Raw genomic sequence first — 19,472 nt, forward strand, 5'->3', positions numbered from 1 at the left:
ATACAGCTACTGAGCAAAGGGAGTTTTGCCATGGGGAAGGTGGGTTCCAAGGGCGGCAGCCGGCCGGCTACTGCCAGTCATCTTCAAATGGAGCAGGCATTACGACAGGAGTTGGAGCAACTCTCGGTTCCTGTCTTGCAGCGCGGTAATGCTCCTCACGAGTACCTGTATCTGGCCTTTCTCGATGGCACTGGCCAGGACCTCAACAACTCCCGACTGGGCGCACCAACTACTGTTGGACTGTTATTTGAACAGGCGGATCGTCTGGAGAAGGACGCAGGAAATCGAATCGGCTCCCACTACTCGCAAGGCATCGGGACCCAGAGCAATGCCGTTGGCCGGGCGTTCGACGGTTTGATTGCGTACTCATGGGAGGATGGAATAAAGAGCGCATATCGCGACCTGGCAGTTCAGGCTAGTGCCTGGGTCAACAATGATCCTCAAGCCGAAATCCGCGTTGTCGGCATCGGCTACAGTCGCGGCGCGGTACAGACGGCCGGCCTGCTCCGGTTGATTGATGAGTACGGCATCGTTCCTGAAGAAGGCCTTGGGTTTGGCCATGACAGGAACGGCAACATCAGCGTCATCAGCCGGTTACCACCGCTGGTGCCGCCAGGCCAAGCCGCACAGGCCACCCTGCTGCTGGATCCAGTGGCGACGAACATGCCCGCCAACTTCGACGCCCGCCTGCCACCGAGCGTGATCTCGCGCGTGGCGATCATGGCCGCCCATGAGCAGCGCGAGCTGTTTCCGCACCAGGCCATCAACGATCCCGGGATGACGCCGGATGGGCGCGCGATCAACGTCGCCGCGCCAGGTGGCCATTCCAACGTGGGCGGCGGGAACCGCGATGCAGGACTGGAGATCCTGACCGGCAACGCCGCCATCGACTATCTGAACACGTTGCGCGACCAGCCACTGTTCGAGAAGCGCGCCGTGCCGATGGACCTGGATACGATGACGCTGTACCAGGCCGGCGGCGCGACCGCGCTGTACGGGTTGAAGATCGACCGCGACGGCGAGCGCAATCTTCGTGATGCACTGGCCAACTGCAAGATCGTCGATCCGTGCAACGACTCCGAGCCGATTGACCAGGCGCTGGCGGCGCGGTTCGAACACCGTTCCATCCAGCCCGATCCAACGGAACAGGCGCAGCTGCAGGCCCTGGTGGAGCTGGCCGCGCAGCGCGATCAGCGGAAGGCGCCGGACGTCCCCGGGCACGTGGACAATCCCACGCTGGCCCGCATCCGCGAAGGCGTGCAGGCCGCAGAGGACAAGGGGCGGGTCAGCTTCGCGAACGGGCTGGAACGGGAACAGTTCTGCCGCTCGGCGCTGGCCTGCGCGATGGACAACCGGGAGACGCGCCAGGCGCTGTATCCCGACAGCAACGCCGGCCCGCTGCAGAAGAGCGAGATCTCCCGCGTCGATGAGGTTGTGTTCGGATCGAAGGGCTACGCCTTCCTTGTCCAGCAGGGCAGCGGACCGCATGACCAGCAGCGGGTGCCGTTTGATATCGAACTGGCCAAGCAGACGCCGATAGCGGTGTCGGACCAGAAACTGGAGGCTGCCGCCAGTGAGATCGAGCAGCAGCAGGCGTTCCAGTTGCAGCACGCCGCCCCACAGCAGGCGCCAGAGCCGGCGCTGGGCGGGTTTGCACGGTAACTATCGTAGAGACACGCCATGCGCGTCCAGGTGGCGGGCCGCGCGACTCACCGCCGCCAGATACGCAGCCGGTTGTTGGCCGGCATCGCCACATCGTCAACCAGCCGCAAGCCCTGCGCTGCGGCCAGCGCATCCACCGCCTCGGCATCCCGGATGCCCGATTCCGGATCACGCGCCTTCAGCCACCCATCGAACTGCCGGTTGCTGTCGCTGCTGTAGTTACCGTTGTAATTGAATGGACCATACACGCACAGCAGCGCATCGTCGGCCATCACCGCCGGCAGCCCGGCGAAGAGTGCCTGCACGTGTGGCCAGCTCATGATATGCAGGGTGTTGGCGCTGAACACCGCATCGAAGCCCAGCGGGGACGCCGGCAGTGGGGCCAGGCCCGGCACCGGCGCAAGTACCGCCTGCAGCGGCCACGGCGCCGATGCGTTGGGCAGCCCCGCCTCGGCCAGGCGCTCGGCGATGCCCGGCAGGTAGTCCGGATGATCGCTGGCCTGCCACTGCAGGTGCGGCAGCTGGGCGGCGAAGTATTCGGCATGCTGGCCGGTGCCGCTGCCGATCTCCAGCACGCGCTGGCGGTCCTGCAGCAGGCGGCGCAGTACCGCCAGGATCGGGTCGCGGTTGCGCTCGCAGGCCTCGGACCAGCGTTGTTGGCTCATGACGTTCGGAAATGTGGGATCAGCGCACATCCAACCATGACCGCAGTCACTTGTGCCAGCACCGGGTCGCAAACGACAGTCGAAGGCTGATCGTTCCCGGGGAATCGAACGCTGTGCAACGCCGTGAGTTTTTGACGCTGTCTGGCATGGGTCTGGCGGGCCTGATGGTGCCGCACGCCCGCCTGATCGCCGCCGAGCAGCTGCTCGAGCCGGCCAACGCGGTCCGCAACAAGGCGCTGGCCGAGGCCGCACTGGCTGCCGCCAAACGGGCCGGGGCCAGCTACTGCGACGTCCGCATCGGCCGCTACCTCAACCAGGCGGTGATCACCCGCGAGGCGCGGGTGCAGAACGTCACCAACAGCGAATCGTCCGGGATCGGCATCCGGGTCATCGTCAATGGGGCGTGGGGCTTTGCCGCCACCCACCAGCAGACCCCGGCCGCGATCCTGGCCGCGGTGGAGCAGGCCGCCGCCATCGCCCGTGCCAACGCCACCATCCAGACCCGCCCGGTACAGCTGGCGCCGGTCAAGGGGGTGGGCGATGTGAGCTGGAAGACGCCGATCCGCAAGAACGCCATGGCGGTGCCGATCAAGGACAAGGTCGAGCTGCTGCTGAGCCTGAATGCGGCCGCGACCAACGCCGGCGCCGACTTCATCAACTCCACCCTGTTCCTGGTCAACGAGCAGAAGTACTTCGCCTCCAGCGATGGCTCGTTCATCGACCAGGACGTGCACCGCATCTGGCTGCCGTTCACCGCCACCGCCATCGACAAGGGCACCGGCAAGTTCCGTACCCGCGCCGGGCTGTCCTCGCCAATGGGCATGGGCTATGAATTCCTGGATGGCGAGGCCAGCGGCAAGATCCAGCTGCCGGGTGGCATCACCGCCTATCGCGATTCCTACGATCCGGTCGAGGATGCCATCGCCGCCGCCCGCCACGCCCGCGAGAAGCTCAAGGCACCCTCGGTCAAGCCGGGCAAGTACGACCTGGTACTGGACCCGTCCAACCTGTTCCTGACCATCCACGAGAACGTCGGCCACCCGCTGGAGCTGGACCGCGTGCTCGGCTACGAGGCCAACTACGCCGGCACCAGCTTCGCCACGCTGGACAAGCGCGACGCCGGCTACCGCTGGGGCAGCGAGCGGGTCAACTTCTTTGCCGACAAGACCGCCCCGGGCAGCCTGGGTGCGGTGGGCTACGACGACGAAGGGGTCAAGACCAAGCGCTGGGACCTGGTCAAGGACGGCATCCTCGTCAACTACCAGGCCACCCGCGATGAAGTGCACCTGCTGGGCGAAACCGAATCGCATGGCTGCAGCTACGCCGATTCCTGGTCCAGCGTGCAGTTCCAGCGCATGGCCAACGTGTCGCTGGCACCGGGCAAGACCCCGCTGAGCGTGGCCGACATGATCAAGGACGTGGAGAACGGCATCTACATCCACGGCCGCGGCTCGTATTCCATCGACCAGCAGCGCTTCAACGCGCAGTTCGGCGGGCAGCTGTACTTCCAGATCAAGAACGGCCAGATCGCCGGCATGGTCGAAGACGCCGCGTACCAGATCCGCACGCCGGAGTTCTGGAACGCCTGCAGCGCGATCTGCGACGAGCGCGATTTCCGCTTCGGCGGTTCGTTCTTCGATGGCAAGGGCCAGCCCGGCCAGGTCTCAGCGGTGTCGCATGGCTCGGCGACCACGCGTTTCGACGGCATCAACATCATCAACACCGCACGCAGCCTGGGCTGAGCCGCCCGGCCACCGTGCCAAACGTCACTACCGTTGGACCGCCGCGCCCGCAAGAATCGATGCACCGCTGTACCGCTGATCCCGCCTTGTTCCTGCCACCCCCACACCGACGTGGAGAGCTGCCTTGCAAAGACGTGACTTTCTTGCCCTGACCGGGCTTACTGCTGGCGGCCTGATCGTGCCGGCGTTCTTCGGCAAGGTGATTGCCGCCGAGCAACTGCACAGCACCCTGGACCCGGCGCTGAAGAAGCGCCTGGCCGACGCCGCGCTGGCCGCCGCCCGCCAGGGCGGCGCCACCTACTCCGATGTGCGTATCGGCCGCTACCTGCGCCAGTTCGTGATCACCCGCGAAGACAAGGTGCAGAACGTGGTGAACACCGAGTCCACCGGTGTGGGCATCCGCGTGATCGTCAATGGTGCCTGGGGCTTTGCCGCCACCAACCAGCTCAACCCGACCGATGTGGCGCGTGCCGCCCAGCAGGCGGTGGCCATCGCCAAGGCCAACGCCGGCGTGCAGACCGCCAAGGTGCAGCTGGCCGCTGCGCCGGGTGTGGGCGAGGTGAGCTGGAAGACGCCGATCCGCAAGAACGCGATGGAAGTGCCGATCAAGGAGAAGGTCGACCTGCTGCTGGACGTCAACGCCGCCGCGATGGGTGCGGGGGCCAGCTTCGTCAATTCGATGCTGTTCCTGGTCAACGAGCAGAAGTACTTCGCGTCCACCGATGGCTCCTACATCGACCAGGACGTGCACCGCATCTGGGCGCCGATGACGGTCACCGCCATCGACAAGGCCAGTGGCAAGTTCCGCACCCGCGAAGGCCTGTCCGCGCCGATGGGCATGGGTTACGAATACCTCGATGGCGCCGCGAGCGGCAAGGTGCTCACGCCGAACGGCGTGGTCAACTACGGCTCGTCGTACGACATGAAGGAAGACGCCATCGCGGCGGCCAAGCAGGCGCAGGAGAAGCTGAAGGCGCCGTCGGTCAAGCCGGGCAAGTACGACCTGGTGCTGGACCCCTCGCACACCTGGCTGACCATCCACGAATCGGTCGGCCACCCGCTGGAACTGGACCGCGTGCTGGGCTACGAGGCCAACTACGCCGGCACCAGCTTCGCCACCCTGGACAAGCGCGAACAGCACTTCCAGTACGGCAGCGACCTGGTCAACATCTTCGCCGACAAGACCCAGCCGGGCAGCCTCGGCGCGGTGGCCTACGACGATGAAGGCGTCAAGACCAAGCGCTGGGACCTGATCAGCAACGGCAAGCTGGTCGATTACCAGACCATCCGCGACCAGGCCCACATCCTGGGCAAGACCGAATCGGACGGCTGCTGCTATGCCGATTCCTGGTCCAGCGTGCAGTTCCAGCGCATGGCCAACGTGTCGATGGCGCCGGGCAAGACCCCGCTGAGCGTGAGCGACCTGGTCAAGGACGTCGAGAACGGCATCTACATCATCGGCGACGGCTCGTTCTCCATCGACCAGCAGCGCTACAACGCGCAGTTCGGCGGCCAGCTGTTCTATGAAATCAAGAACGGCCAGATCACCCGCATGCTCGAAGACGTGGCCTACCAGATCCGCACGCCGGAGTTCTGGAACGCCTGCAGCGCCGTGGCCGACGAACGCGATTACCGCCTGGGCGGTTCGTTCTTCGACGGCAAGGGCCAGCCGGGCCAGGTTTCGGCGGTCTCGCACGGTTCGTCCACCGCGCGCTTCAACGGCATCAACGTCATCAACACCGCGCGCAGCCTCGGCTGACCGGTCAGGAGCCCTTATTCCATGAGTATCTTCACCGAAGCCCAGGCCAAGGCCATCCTCGACAAGGTCATCGCGCTGTCCAAGGCCGATGAGACCACCGCGGTGCTGGCCGGCTCGATCAACGGCAACATCCGTTTCGCGCTCAACAACGTCTCCACCAGCGGCATCGTCGACAACACCGAACTGGCCGTCACCGTGGCCTTCGGCAAGCGCGTTGGTACCGCCTCGATCAACGAGTTCGACGACGCCGCGCTGGAGCGCGTGGTCCGCCGTGCCGAGGACCTGGCCCGCCTGGCCCCGGAAAACCCGGAGTTCCTGCCGGCCATCGGCAAGCAGACCTACACCGCCAGCCCGACCTTCAGCGAATCCACCGCCGCCATCGACCCGGCGTTCCGCGCCAAGGTCGCCGCCGATTCGATCGCGCCCTGCCGTGGCAACGGCCTGATCGCCGCCGGCTTCCTGGAAGATGGCCAGGGTTTCCAGGCTACCGCCAACAGCAACGGCAACTTCGGCTACCAGCGCACCACCAACTTCGACTACACCTGCACGGTGCGCACCGAAGACGGGCGCGGTTCGGGCTGGGTGGGCCGCAACCTGAAGGACGCCGCCGATTTCAAGGCCGACCAGGACGTGCGCATCGCCATGCGCAAGGCCACCGAATCGTCCGAAGCCAAGGCGCTGGAGCCGGGCAAGTACACCGTGATCCTGGAACCGGCGGCCGCTGCCGGCCTGATCAGCTTCATGATGAACTTCTTCGATGCGCGCTCGGCCGATGAAGGCCGCAGCTTCCTGTCCAAGAAGGGTGGCGGCAACAAGCTGGGCGAGCAGGTCTACGACCCGCGCGTGAACATGTACGCCGACCCGTGGCACCCCGAGGCACCGGTGCTGCCGTGGGACCAGCAGGGCCTGCCGCGCAACAAGCTGGCCATCATCGAGAACGGCAAGGTCGCCAACCTGGATTACTCGCGCTTCTGGGCGCAGAAGCAGGGCAAGACCGCCAATGCCACCCCGGGCAACCTGCTGATGAGCGGCGGCGACAAGAGCACTGCCGAGCTGGTCCGCGGCACCCAGAAGGGCATCCTGGTCACCCGTACCTGGTACATCCGCATGGTCGATCCGCAGACCGTGCTGCTCACTGGCCTGACCCGCGACGGTACCTTCTATATCGAAAACGGCCAGATCAAGTACCCGGTGAAGAACTTCCGCTTCAACGAATCGCCGGTGATCATGCTCAACAACATCGAAGAACTGGGCAAGCCGGTACGCGTGGCCGGTGACGAATCCAGCTTCGTGATGATGATCCCGCCGATGAAGCTGCGCGATTTCACCTTCACCTCGCTGTCCGACGCGGTCTGATGGCGCGCGTGCGGCAATGAACCGCGCGCAGTTCCTGCGGTTGATGCTTGGCGGGGCCACCCTGGCGGCCCTGCCCTCGTTCGCCCGCGCGCAGGCCGGGCGTTACGACTTCTGGTTCACCCGCCTCAAATACGACTCCGGCGACTGGGACGTGGACGCGCGCATGCCGTCCAACCTGATCACCTCGCTGATCGACTACACCACGCTGCGGGTCGACGCGACCGAGCATGTGGTGGCGCTGTCCGACCCGCGCATGCTGGAGGCTCCGTTCTGCTACCTGGCTGGGCACAAGCTGGTGGAGTTCAACGCCGCCGAGCGGCAGAACTTCGTGCGCTATGTGCGCAACGGCGGGTTCGTGTTCGTGGATGACTGCAACCACGACATCGACGGGCTCTTCGCCAAGTCGTTCGAAGCGCAGATGGCCAAGCTGTTCGGGCCGGCCGCGCTGAAGAAGCTGCCCAACACGCATGCGCTGTATCGAAGCTTTTTCAAGTTCCCGGACGGGCCACCAGCCACCGGCTTCGAGCTCAACGGCTGGGGCGATGATCTCGTGCACGATTACCTCAAGGGCATCGAGGTCGATGGCCGGCTGGGCGTGCTTTACAGCAATAAAGACTACGGCTGCGAGTGGGATTACGACTGGCGCAACAAGCGCTTCCTGGCCGAGGACAACACCCGGTTCGGCGTGAACATCGTGATGTATGCGTTGAACAACTAGGTTTCGCTGATTTCTTCAGCCACGCAGGGCGTGGCTCTACATTCATTGCTGCGAGCATGCCATGCAAAACGATAGCCCCATTGACGCCCTTCTCTCCAAGCTGCAGCCCCTGCGCGATGCGCTGGGCACGGCCGTTGTCGGCCAGCATGAGGTGGTGGAGCAGCTGCTGATCGGCCTGCTGGCCGGTGGCCATGTGCTGCTGGAAGGCGCGCCAGGGCTGGGCAAGACCCTGCTGGTGCGTTCGCTCGGGCAGGCGCTGGAGCTGCAGTTCCGGCGCGTGCAGTTCACGCCGGACCTGATGCCCAGCGACATCCTGGGCACCGAGCTGCTGGAGGAAGACCACGGCACCGGCCACCGCCATTTCCGCTTCCAGCAGGGGCCGATCTTCACCCACTTGCTGCTGGCCGACGAGCTCAACCGCACCCCGCCCAAGACCCAGGCGGCGCTGCTGGAAGCCATGCAGGAACGCACTGTCAGCTACGCCGGCACCACCTACCCGTTGCCGGCGCCGTTCTTCGTGCTGGCCACGCAGAACCCGATCGAGCAGGCCGGCACCTACCCGCTGCCGGAAGCCCAGCTGGACCGGTTCCTGCTGCACGTGCGGGTGGACTACCCCACCGAGCAGGAAGAGCGCGACATCCTGGTGCAGACCACCGGCAGCAGCAGTGGCACCGTTCCCAAGGTGATGCACGCCGAGGATGTGCTGGCCCTGCAGGCGGCGGTACGGCAGGTGCATGTGAGCGATGACGTCCTGGGCTGGATCACCCGTCTGGTGCGTGCCAGCCGTCCGGGTGCCGGTGCGCCGGATGCGGTGAACCATTGGATCAAGTGGGGCGCCGGCCCGCGTGCCGGGCAGTCGCTGGTGCTGGCGGCCAAGGCCCGCGCGTTGCTGCAGGGGCGTTTCGCGGCCACCCGCGACGACGTGCAGGCGCTGATCGCACCGGTGATGCGCCACCGCCTGCTGCTCTCGTTCGCCGCCGAAGCCGAGCAGAAGGGCGCCGATGATGTGATCGCCGCGCTGCTGCAGGCCGTGCCCTTCCCCGCCTGAGCCTGCCGTGAGCCCGCACGCCCCGATCGCCATCCCCGCCGATGTCCGCAGCCGCCTCAAGGCGCTGCGGCTGTTGCCGCGGCGTGCGATTGGCGCGCAGGGCATCGGCCAGCATGCCAGCCGCAGCCGTGGCGCCGGTTTGGAATTCGCGCAGTACCGTGCCTACGAGCCCGGTGACGAACTGCGCCAGATCGACTGGAAGCTGTACGCCCGCTCGGACCGATTCTTCGTGCGCGAGTCCGAGCGCGAAAGTCCGGTCACGATCTGGATCCTCGTCGATGCCACGGCATCGGCCGGGCAGGCCGACCGTGCACGCCCCGCGGTGTCGCGGCTGGACCATGCCTGCGCCACCGCGGCCTGCATCGTGGAACTTGCGCTGCAGCAGGGGGACCGCTTCGGCCTGGTCGCCATCAACGGCGACGGCGTGCAGCTGGTGCCAGCCGGTAGTGGTGCGCGCCAGCGCGACCGCATCCACCTGCTGCTGCACCGCCTGCGTGCGCGTGGCGCATGGCCCGCAGCGGACGCGCTGCGCCCGGTCTGGGAACGCGTACAGGCCAACGACATGCTGGTGGCGCTGGGGGATGGCTTCGACGACGCCGGCACCGTGCTGCTGGAGCGGTTGGCCGCCGCCCGCCGCGATGTGGTGCAGCTGCAGATCCTGACCGCCGACGAGCGTGATTTCCCGTTCCAGGACGGCCACCGCTTCCGCGATCCGGAAACGGGTGAAGAGCTGCTGGGTGATGGCCGCGCGATCCGCGACGCGTACTTGGCCCGCTTCGCCGAGGCGCAGCGCGTGCTGCAGGCACGGTTGCAGCGCGGCGGCGTTGCCCATGTGGTGACCCATACCGACCAGCCGCTGGACGCGCCGCTGCGGCTGCTGGCGGGGAACGTGCGATGAGCCTGTCGCTGCTGTTCCCGCTGGGCCTGCTGGCGCTGGCGTCACTGCTGGTGCCGTTGCTGATCCATCTGGCGCGCCGCCACCACTACGCGCCGCTGGAGTTCGCCGCGCTGCGCTGGCTGCGCGCGAAGGCCCGCCCGCGCCAGCGGATCCGCTTCGACGAATGGCCGCTGCTGCTGGTGCGCCTGTTGCTGCTTGCCGCGCTGGCCGTACTGCTGGCCCGGCCGCTGCTGCACGGCGCGCCGGTGCAGACGCCGGCATGGGTGGTGGTGGCACCGGGACTGAGCCCTCCTACATTGCCTGCAGGCAGCGAGGGTCGCTGGTTGGCGCCCGGATTCCCGCCGCTGCGGGATGCGGCGCCGGCCGGCCAGCAGCCGCTTTCAAGTCTGCTGCGCGAGCTGGATCAAACCCTGCCTGAGGGCACGGAACTAACGGTGTACGTCCCCGATCCCATGCGCGGGCTCGACGGCGAGCGGCCACGGTTGTCGCGTGCGGTGAACTGGCGGCCGGTTGCGATGCCGGTGGGCGCGCCGGTGCAGGACAGCGCGCCGCAGCTGCGCGTCAGCGGCAACGACCCGGAACCGTCCGAACGGGCTGTGCTCGATGCCCTGCAGCGCGCGTGGAGCGGACAGCCGCTGTCGGCGCCGCTCGCCACCGATGCCGCGCCGGAACAAGGTCAGGTAGGCGTGTGGCTGGCCGATGCGCCACTGCCCGCCGCTTGGCAGGCCTGGGTGCACGATGGCGGCAGCGTGTTGGCTGTGTCGACCAAGGCGGCCACCGGTATCGGTACGACGGTGCTGCAGGATGCCAGCGGCAAGGCAGCGGTCATGCGCCATGCGCTCGGTCGCGGACAGGTGCTGCGCTTTACTGCCGCGCTGTCACCCGATGCACTGCCGATCGTGCGCGAACCTTCGTTCCCGCGCCGCCTGCTGGAGCAGGTGCGGCCGCTGCCGTCGCCGCAACTGGCGCCGGCTGCCGTACAGGCGCCGCTGACCGGTGCCAGCCCGCCGCTGGCACAGCCGCGTGATCTGGCGACCTGGCTGCTGGCGGTGATCGTGCTGCTGTTCGCCCTGGAGCGTTGGATGGCCACCGCACCGCGACGCGGGGCAAGCGCATGAACCGCGTTCACCAGGCATGGCAGCGCGCGCGTCGCCGGCGGTGGTGGATCACCGCATTGCTGCTGGTGCCACTGGCGCTGGCCCTTACCGCCATCGCCGCGCGCGTGGCGGGCATCAACATCGGCTCCATCATGCTGCTGGCAACCCTGCTGGTCGTCGCAGGTGCCGCAACCTGGCGCGCGCGGCGGCTGGACCGGCACTGGCTGGTGCGCCGCCTGGACACGCATGCCATCGCGCAGGACAGCGCCGATCTGCTGTTCGCCGATACCGCCGCACTCAATCCCCTGCAGCAACGCCAGCAGGCACGCGTCACCGCCGCGCTGCAGGCCGCGCCGCCGGACCTGCGCGCGGCCTGGCCGAAGCGCTGGCTGGCCGTGTCGTGGTGTGGCGGAATGCTGGTGGCCGTGCTCGCCGCAGGCTGGCCTGCACCGGGCGCACCGCTGCCGGGCCTTCCCGGCCGTGCCACGCCTCCCGCCAACCCGGCCCAACCGCCCAGCCTGCAGTCCTCCCGGTTGCAGATCCAGGCACCGGCCTACACCGGCCAGGCACTGCGCACCCAGACCGCACTGGACGCCAAGGTGGTGCAGGGCAGTGCACTGGAGTGGTCGCTGCGTTTCAGCGCACAGCCCACGCAGGCCGCATTGCAGCTGCACGACGGCACCCGCATCGCGCTGCGCCGCGATGGTGAGGCGTGGGTGGCGCAGTGGAAGGCGGCCAGGCCCACGCTGTACCGCATCGTCACCGAGCCGGCGCTGACCGCACCCAAGCTGTATCGCCTGGATGTGGTGCCCGACCGCCCACCCAGCGTGCGCGTGATCGCACCGGACCGCACCCTGGTCCTGGCCACGCCCGGCCAACGCCAATGGAGCCTGCAGTTCAAAGCCAGCGATGACTTCGGCGTGGCGGCCAGTGCCGAACTGCACCTGACCCTGGCCCAGGGCAGCGGGGAAAACATCACCTTCCGTGAGCAGCGCATCGCGCTGACCGGCACGGGCCCGGCCACCCAGCGCCGCTTCGCGCGCACGCTGGACCTGGCTGCACTCAGCGCCGGCCCGGGCAACGATGTGATCGCGCAGCTGCAGGTGCGCGACAACCGCACGCCCACCGCGCAGACCGCGCAAAGCACCAGCCTGATCCTGCGCCTGCCCAGCGAAGAGCAGGTGCTGGGCACGGATATGGAGGGCATGGTCAAGAAAACCCTGCCCGCCTACTTCCGCAGCCAGCGCCAGATCATCATCGACGCCGAAGCACTGATCAAACTGCGCCGCCAGCTGCCCGCCGAGGAGTTCGTGAAGCGCTCCGATGCGATCGGCGTGGACCAGCGCATCCTGCGCCTGCGCTATGGCCAGTTCCTGGGTGAGGAAAGCGAAGGCGGCGCCAAGCCGCCGCCGACCAGTGACAGCCTGCCCACCAGCGATGCTCCGGCCGCTGATCACGATGAGGATCATGCGCACGACACCGCCAGTGCACAGGGTGGCCACGACGATCACGAGCACGGCGCAACCAGGGCCGACAGCGCCCCGGTCTTCGGCGCCGCCACCGACGTGCTCTCCGAGTACGGCCACACCCACGACCATGCCGAAGCAGCCACCCTGCTCGATCCGCAGACCCGCGCGATCCTGAAGGCCGCACTGGACCAGATGTGGTCGTCGGAAGGTGAACTGCGCCAGGGCCACCCCGAGCGCGCACTGCCGTTCGCCAACAAGGCACTGGCCTTCATCAAGCAGGTGCAGCAGGCCGAGCGCATCTATCTGGCCCGGGTCGGGCCCGAGCTGCCGCCCATCGACGAAGGCCGCCGCATGACTGGCGACCGCACCGATCTGGGCAGCCGCTCCTCCACCATTACCCCCGTGGACGCACCCGATCCCGCCATCGTGGCGGTCTGGCAGCAGTTGGCCGACACCCGCAGCCCACCGGACCTCGACGCGCTGAGCCAGTGGCTGGGCCGCCATCAATCGCGACTGACCGACCCCCTCAGTCTTGCGGCGGCAGTCGAAGAACTGCGCCTCGCACCAGACTGTGCATCCTGCCGCACCACATTGCGCGCACAACTGTGGCGCGCGTTGCAGCGACCATTGCCGCAGTTGGAACGCCGCAGCGCACCGGACCCGATGGCGCAGCGCTACCTGGACGCACTGGAGGGCACGCGATGAGCATGGCCCCATGGTTCGCCATCGCCTTGGCCCTGATCACCCTAGCAGGCAGCGTACGCATCCTCCGCGTGGAGCCACGCCGTGCGTGGCTGCCTTCACCCGGACCCGCCGCATTGCTCGCGTTGCAGGCCCTGTCCGCCCTGTTGCTCTACTTCACCCTCGTACCACCACAGCGCAGCGTGGAAGCGGGCCAGCTCACCGTACTGACCGGCAACGCCGCATCCGCAGGCGCCGTGCCCGCCGGCGCAACCGTGATCGCGCTGCCCGAGGCAACGCCCAGTGCACGCGCCGTACGCGCCCCCGACCTGGCCACCGCGCTGCGCCAGCATCCGGGCAGTACCTCGCTGCTGCTGGTCGGTGATGGACTGCGCGCGCGCGATCGCGATACCGCGTTGCCGCTGCGGGTAACGGTCCAATCCCCTGCCGTGCCCCGCGGTTGGCTGGATCTCCAGCCGCCGTCGGTCACCGCCCCCGGCGCGCTGTTCGAGGTTGCCGCCCGCGCCGGCGGTGTCGACGGGGCGCGCGCCGAACTGCTCGACCCGGCTGGCATGGTGGTGGACCGCGCACCGCTGGACGCGCAGGGCACCGTGCGCCTGCACGGCAGCGCACGCGCCGCAGGGCGCAGCGAGTTCACCCTGCGACTGCTCGACGCGCAGCAGCACGTCGTTGACAGCCTTCCGGTGCCGCTGCAGACCGTGGCCGCCCCGCCACCTCGGGTGCTGATCCTCGCCGGCGCACCCGGCCCGGAACTGAAGTACCTGCGCCGCTGGGCCACCGATACCGGCCTGGCCGTGCAGGCCCAGGCCAGCGCCGGTGGTGGGGTGATGCTCGGCGATGCGCCGGTCGCCCTGAGCACGGCACGCCTGGCCGCCACCGACGTGCTGGTGCTCGACGAACGCAGCCTGGCGGCACTGGGCGCGGCGCAACGCACGCTGGTGCAGCAGGCGCTGCGCGATGGGCTGGGCGTGGTGGTGCGCAGCAGCGGCCCGCTCAACGATGCTACCCGCCAGGCGCTGCGCAACTGGGGGCTACCGGTGAGCGCCGGCAGCCGTGCGACACCGTTGCAGCTGCAGGCCGATCCGGAGGCCGCGCTGCTGCAGGCGCGACGCGGCCCGCAGCGCCCCTCCACCGACAGCACCGCGTGGATGGACGAAGCCGACGCCGCATCACATAGCGCCACGCCGCCCGCGCTGGAGCGGTTCGACGCGGGGGTGACCGATTCGGATGCGTTGCTGCTCGACGCCAAGGGCAACGCCGTGGGCGGCTGGCGCAGCGTCGGTCGCGGCCGCATCGCCCTGCTCCCGGTTACCGACAGCTACCGGCTGGTCCTGTCCGGCCGCGACGACCGTTACGCCGAGCTGTGGTCGGGCGTGTTGTCGAAGGTCGCGCGCGCGCTGCCGGGTGCGCCTGCCATCCGCCTGCAGACAGCGACGCCCTGGTCGGGCGAGCGCGTGACCCTGTGCGAGGTACCCAACGGCACCCGCGTCCGCGACGCCGAAGGCCATACGGTCGCCCTGCAGGTCGATCCGGCCAGCGGCAGCCAGCAGTGCGCCGGCTACTGGCCGCAGCAGCCCGGGTGGCACCAGCTCCAGCACGGCGACACCGTGCAGGCGTTCTACGTATTCGACCCGGCCAGCGCGCAACCGCTGCACCGCCAGCAGCTGCGCGCCGCTACTGCGGATCGCCTGGCTGAATCCAATGCCGCCTCGAGCGGAACGCCCGGCAAGGTCCCCGGCCCCCGCTGGCCCTGGCTGCTCGCCTTCATCGCCGTTGCCGGCCTGCTGTGGTGGCTGGAGCGTCGGCGTCCTTCGCCACCGGTGGCGTAGCGGCGTAGCAGCGGCTCAGTCCCCCGTCGGCGCCGCGCAGCCCTGCTGCGGATCACAGAACTGCAGCGCGCGGCGCTGCTGGGCTGCATCCAGCCCCGGCGGCGGGCGCGCGATGGCGGACTGGATCGGGTCCGGGGCGCGAGTCAGGGTATGCAGCCCCTGGGCGGTTTTTGCGATGCCGTAGTTGATGCCCATCATCAAATAGCCGCCGCGCATGCCCACCTCCTCCAGCGAGGGGGGTTCGTGCCAGACGCGATTGAACGCGTTGGGTTCGGGCTGCACCGGGGATTTGAAGCGGTACAGGTCAAGTGGCACGTCGTCCTCGGGCTTGAGCGCGCGCACCTCGCCCAGCGTGGTGACGCGGGCGTCCGCGCTGTCGGCGGGTTCGCCGCGATCCTGCTGGGCCTGGGCCCCGTTCGCCAGCAGCAGCCCGGCGATCATTGTCGTTGTTGCCATCCCTATGCGTAATGCCACGTGTCGTCCTGTCAGCAGCGTCCAGCGCGCAGCATACGAAGCCCGCCTTCAGATTTCGTTGCCCGTGCCCGACAGCAGCGCAGGCGCTGAATCATTCACCCGGCCGGCCGGCGATGTCTCAACCGCTGAGACGCGATTGTGCTTCCATGGCGTCCTTTGCAGACCGTTGTTCCCCATGGCCTACGAACTTGCCAAGCGCACCGAGGACGCCGAGCGCCGCCTCGCGACCACCGACGGGCTGCCCTCGCGCAACGGTGCCCTGCTCACCGCGCGGCTGCAGCAGCGCTACGCCGACCGCATCACCGGCAGTTTCACGATTCCCGGCCGCGAAGGCCGCTACGCGCCGATCCCGGCCGATGTGCCCGCCGCGCTGACCGCCGCGCTGAAGGCGCGGGGCATCGAGCAGCTGTACAGCCACCAGGCCGAAGCATGGGAGGCTACCCAACGGGGTGAGCACGTAGCGATCGTCACCCCCACCGCCAGCGGCAAGTCGCTGTGCTACACCCTGCCGGTGGTCAGCGCCGCCATGCAGGGCAAGGCCAAGGCGCTGTACCTGTTCCCGACCAAGGCGTTGGCCCAGGACCAGGTGGCCGAGCTGCTGGAGCTCAACCGCGCCGGCGACCTGGGGGTCAAGGCGTTCACGTTCGACGGCGACACCCCCGGCGATGCGCGCCAAGCCATCCGCCTGCACGGCGACATCGTGGTGTCCAACCCGGACATGCTGCACCAGGCCATCCTGCCGCATCACACCAAGTGGGCGCAGTTCTTCGAGAACCTGCGCTATGTGGTGATCGATGAGGTGCACACTTACCGCGGCGTATTCGGCAGCCATGTCACCAACGTGCTGCGCCGGCTCAAACGGATCTGCGCCTTCTACGGCGTGTCGCCGCAGTTCATCCTGTGCTCGGCCACCATCGGCAACCCGCAGGCGCATGCCGAAGCGCTGATCGAGGCACCGGTCACCGCCATCACCGAATCCGGCGCACCGACCGGGCCCAAGCACGTGCTGCTGTGGAACCCGCCGGTGGTCAATGCCGACCTGGGCCTGCGGGCCTCGGCGCGCTCGCAGAGCAACCGCATCGCCCGCATCGCGATCAAATCCGGGCTGAAGACGCTGATCTTCGCGCAGAGCCGGTTGATGGTCGAAGTGCTCACCAAGTACCTGAAGGACATCTTCGACCACGACCCGCGCAAGCCCCCACGCATCCGCGCTTACCGCGGCGGCTACCTGCCCACCGAACGCCGCGAGACCGAACGCGCCATGCGCGCCGGCAACATCGACGGCATCGTCAGCACCTCGGCGCTGGAACTGGGCGTGGATATCGGCAGCCTGGACGTGGTGGTGCTCAACGGCTACCCCGGCAGCGTGGCCGCCACCTGGCAGCGCTTCGGCCGCGCCGGCCGCCGCCAGCAGCCGGCGCTGGGCGTGCTGGTGGCCAGCTCGCAGCCGCTGGACCAGTACGTGGTGCGGCACCCGGACTTCTTCGCCGATGCCTCGCCCGAACATGCGCGGACCGCACCGGACCAGCCGCTGATCCTGTTCGACCACATCCGCTGCGCCGCCTTCGAACTGCCATTCCTGGCCGGCGACCCGTTCGGCCCGATCGACCCGCTGGTGTTCCTGGAAGCGCTGGCCGAGACCGAAGTGGTGCATCGCGAAGGCGACCGCTGGGAATGGATCGCCGACAGCTACCCGGCCAACGCGGTGAGCCTGCGTTCGGTGGCCGACGGCAACTTCGTGGTGGTCGACCGCAGCGACGGCAAGCAGCAGATCATTGCCGAGGTGGATTACTCCGCCGCCGCGCTGACCCTGTACGAAGGCGCCATCCACATGGTGCAGTCCACCCCGTACCAGGTGGAGCGGCTGGACTGGGAAGGCCGCAAGGCCTACGTCACCCGCACCCACGTGGACTACTACACCGACAGCATCGACTTCACCAAGCTCAAGGTGCTGGACCGCTTCGACGGCTGCATCGCCGGCCAGGGCGATTCGCACCATGGCGAAGTGCACGTGGTGCGGCGCGTGGCCGGCTACAAGAAGATCCGCTACTACACCCATGAAAACATCGGCTACGGGCCGGTCAACCTGCCCGACCAGGAACTGCACACCACTGCGGTGTGGTGGCAGCTGCCGCAGGGGCTGCTGCTGACCGCGTTCGATTCGAAACAGGAGGCACTGGATGGCTTCCTGGGCGCGGCCTACGCGCTGCACATCGTGGCCACGGTGGCGGTGATGGCCGATGCGCGCGACCTGCAGAAGGCGGTGGGCAATGGCGACGGCGCGTGGTTCGCGGTGGCCGACCAGAGCGGCCGTGGTCAGCTGCGTGGCGCCGAGTTCGACGCCAGTGCGATCGAGCTGCAACAGCAGTTCGTGCCCACCGTGTACCTCTATGACAACTTCCCCGGCGGCGTGGGCTTGAGCGAGCCGCTGTGGCTGCGCCAGGCCGAGCTGCTGCAGCGCGCGCAGGAACTGGTGCAGCGCTGCGACTGCAAGGCCGGTTGCCCGGCCTGCGTGGGCCCGGTGCTGGCCGGCCAGGAAGACGATGCCACCACGCCCAAGGCGCTGGCGTTGAAGGTACTGGCGCTGTTTGACGAACAGGCGCTGCCGGCTGCCAGCGCACGTGCGCAGCACGAGGCCGAGGTGGTGCCGTTTTGAGCCTGAGCCTGGACAAGCTGCGCCTGCTGCGGCGCCAGGCCGGTGACGCCACGCCGCGCCCGGCGGCGGCCGAGCCCGCTGCCGCGCCTGTACCCGCAGCGCCGGTGGCGGCCAACGATGCGCAGGCGCGCCGGCCCGCGCCGGATTCGGTGTTCGCCTGGGTGGAGCAGGAAATCCGCCACAAGCCGACCGGTGCGAGCGCCCCCGTGCCGGCACCGCCACCGCTGCGCAGGCCCGATGTGGGTGGCCTGCACCGGCTGCTGGGGCTGCGTGATCGCGGTAAGGCGGCGGCACGACCGCGCGCGAGCGCACAGGATCGGCATGTGCCGGGTGAGGAGATCGCACCGGGCCTGTTCCTGATCGAATCGTTCCTGCCGCAGGCCATCCCGACCCAGCCGCTGTCGCTGGCCTTCGCCAAACGCGACGGCGAACAGGTGCAGCCGCAGGACCTGATGTTCTTCGATACCGAAACCACCGGCCTGGCCGGCGGCACCGGCACCCGTGCCTTCATGATCGGCGCGGCCGACTGGCACCGCGATGCCGCGCGCGGCGACGGCCTGCGCATCCGCCAGCTGCTGATGACCACCATGGCCGCCGAGACCGCGATGCTGGCCGAGTTCGCGCGCTGGCTGCAGCCCACCACGGTGTTTTCCAGCTACAACGGCCGCTGCTACGACGCACCGCTGCTGAAGACCCGCTATCGACTGGCCCGCCAGCGCTGCCCGATCACCCCGCTGGACCACGTGGACCTGCTGTTCCCCACCCGCCGCCGCTACCGCGGCACCTGGGAGAACTGCCGGCTGGCCACCATCGAGCGCCAGCTGCTGCAGATCGTGCGCGAAGACGACCTGCCCGGTTCCGAAGCGCCGGCGGCGTGGCTGAACTACCTGCGCGGTGGCAGCGCGGTGAACCTGCGCCGGGTGGCCGAGCACAACCACCAGGATGTGGTCACCCTTTCGCTGCTGATGCAGCGTCTGGTGGCCGAGGAACAGCTAGAGCGCGAGGCGCTGGCGCTGCAGCCATCGTGAGCCATGCGATCACACCTTTTGGGCCGCCGCCGACACGTGCGACTGGCGAAAAAGCCTGCGCCGCAGGTAACGCTGTGCCGGCAGTTCGAGCCAGTAGTAGCTGGCGAAGCACAGCGGCAAAAGAACACCGACGAACAGCAGGAACGACGCACGCGAATAGAAGAAGCCGCGATCCACCCCCAATACGCTGACGAGACTGACAAAGCTCAGCTGTAGCGGAAAGTGCAGCAGGTAGGAAGAGTAGCTCAGGTGGCCAATGAAGGATACGCGGCGTCCGAGCGTGCCGCGCCAGGTCTCCGCCAGCGCCAATGCCACGATTGTCAGCGGGAACAGGAGGGCCGCAATCCCCTGTAGCTTGATCCTGCCCAG

The 19,472-nt window shown here is 68.2% G+C and carries 15 protein-coding genes; 12 read left to right on the forward strand and 3 right to left on the reverse strand.

Features of this window, described 5'->3' with window-relative positions:
• Window positions 1-1,662: DUF2235 domain-containing protein (locus tag KVS69_RS15830; RefSeq protein WP_217538879.1), on the forward strand; the 1,662-nt coding region annotated here is incomplete at its 5' end.
• Between the two features lie 47 nt (window positions 1,663-1,709).
• Here KVS69_RS15830 and KVS69_RS15835 read toward each other — a convergent pair.
• Entirely contained in the window at window positions 1,710-2,327 is a 618-nt protein-coding gene (locus tag KVS69_RS15835; protein ID WP_217538880.1) for a DUF938 domain-containing protein, read from the reverse strand.
• Window positions 2,328-2,440: 113 nt separating this feature from the next.
• Between KVS69_RS15835 and KVS69_RS15840 the strand changes: the two genes are divergently transcribed.
• The 9 genes from KVS69_RS15840 (at window position 2,441) to KVS69_RS15880 (ending at window position 14,945) form a co-directional block, all read left to right on the forward strand.
• Window positions 2,441-4,069: a TldD/PmbA family protein gene (locus KVS69_RS15840; protein WP_217538882.1), complete on the forward strand. Its 1,629-nt coding sequence runs from the start codon at window positions 2,441-2,443 to the stop codon at window positions 4,067-4,069.
• A 124-nt stretch (window positions 4,070-4,193) separates the two neighbouring features.
• Window positions 4,194-5,828: a TldD/PmbA family protein gene (locus KVS69_RS15845; RefSeq protein ID WP_068848202.1), complete on the forward strand. Its 1,635-nt coding sequence runs from the start codon at window positions 4,194-4,196 to the stop codon at window positions 5,826-5,828.
• Between the two features lie 21 nt (window positions 5,829-5,849).
• A complete protein-coding gene (locus tag KVS69_RS15850) occupies window positions 5,850-7,184 on the forward strand; it encodes a TldD/PmbA family protein (RefSeq protein WP_068848200.1) in 1,335 nt (444 codons plus the stop codon).
• A gap of 16 nt (window positions 7,185-7,200) precedes the next feature.
• Window positions 7,201-7,902, forward strand: a complete 702-nt coding sequence (locus tag KVS69_RS15855; protein ID WP_217538883.1) for a DUF4159 domain-containing protein — start codon at window positions 7,201-7,203, stop codon at window positions 7,900-7,902.
• 61 nt (window positions 7,903-7,963) lie between these two features.
• Window positions 7,964-8,950, forward strand: coding sequence for a MoxR family ATPase (locus KVS69_RS15860; protein WP_068848196.1), 987 nt, complete (start codon window positions 7,964-7,966; stop codon window positions 8,948-8,950).
• 7 nt (window positions 8,951-8,957) lie between these two features.
• Window positions 8,958-9,848: a DUF58 domain-containing protein gene (locus tag KVS69_RS15865; protein WP_217538885.1), complete on the forward strand. Its 891-nt coding sequence runs from the start codon at window positions 8,958-8,960 to the stop codon at window positions 9,846-9,848.
• Entirely contained in the window at window positions 9,845-10,966 is a 1,122-nt protein-coding gene (locus KVS69_RS15870) for a BatA domain-containing protein (RefSeq protein ID WP_345776817.1), read from the forward strand. The genes KVS69_RS15865 and KVS69_RS15870 overlap by 4 nt, the downstream gene beginning before the upstream one ends.
• Window positions 10,963-13,119 carry a DUF4175 domain-containing protein gene (locus KVS69_RS15875; RefSeq protein WP_217538887.1) on the forward strand — a complete coding sequence of 719 codons (2,157 nt, stop codon included), beginning with the start codon at window positions 10,963-10,965 and terminating at the stop codon, window positions 13,117-13,119. The genes KVS69_RS15870 and KVS69_RS15875 overlap by 4 nt, the downstream gene beginning before the upstream one ends.
• Window positions 13,116-14,945, forward strand: coding sequence for a hypothetical protein (locus tag KVS69_RS15880; protein ID WP_217538889.1), 1,830 nt, complete (start codon window positions 13,116-13,118; stop codon window positions 14,943-14,945). Before KVS69_RS15875 ends, KVS69_RS15880 begins: the two co-directional genes overlap by 4 nt.
• Before the next feature lie 15 nt (window positions 14,946-14,960).
• Here KVS69_RS15880 and KVS69_RS15885 read toward each other — a convergent pair whose 3' ends face one another.
• The gene (locus KVS69_RS15885) at window positions 14,961-15,386 is read right to left on the reverse strand and encodes a hypothetical protein (protein ID WP_254622229.1); all 426 of its coding nucleotides are present in this window, start codon (window positions 15,384-15,386) and stop codon (window positions 14,961-14,963) included.
• A 208-nt stretch (window positions 15,387-15,594) separates the two neighbouring features.
• Between KVS69_RS15885 and KVS69_RS15890 the strand changes: the two genes are divergently transcribed.
• Window positions 15,595-18,075 (forward strand): DEAD/DEAH box helicase, encoded by a 2,481-nt coding sequence (locus tag KVS69_RS15890; protein ID WP_217538892.1) that lies wholly within the window; start codon window positions 15,595-15,597, stop codon window positions 18,073-18,075.
• Window positions 18,072-19,103 (forward strand): ribonuclease H-like domain-containing protein, encoded by a 1,032-nt coding sequence (locus KVS69_RS15895; RefSeq protein WP_217538893.1) that lies wholly within the window; start codon window positions 18,072-18,074, stop codon window positions 19,101-19,103. The genes KVS69_RS15890 and KVS69_RS15895 overlap by 4 nt, the downstream gene beginning before the upstream one ends.
• Window positions 19,104-19,112: 9 nt before the next feature.
• Here KVS69_RS15895 and KVS69_RS15900 read toward each other — a convergent pair.
• Window positions 19,113-19,472 (reverse strand): hypothetical protein (locus KVS69_RS15900; RefSeq protein WP_217538894.1); only part of this gene is annotated, 360 nt, incomplete at its 5' end.

The sequence above is a fragment of the Stenotrophomonas sp. GbtcB23 genome (assembly GCF_019091045.1).
GTDB lineage: Bacteria > Pseudomonadota > Gammaproteobacteria > Xanthomonadales > Xanthomonadaceae > Stenotrophomonas > Stenotrophomonas rhizophila_A.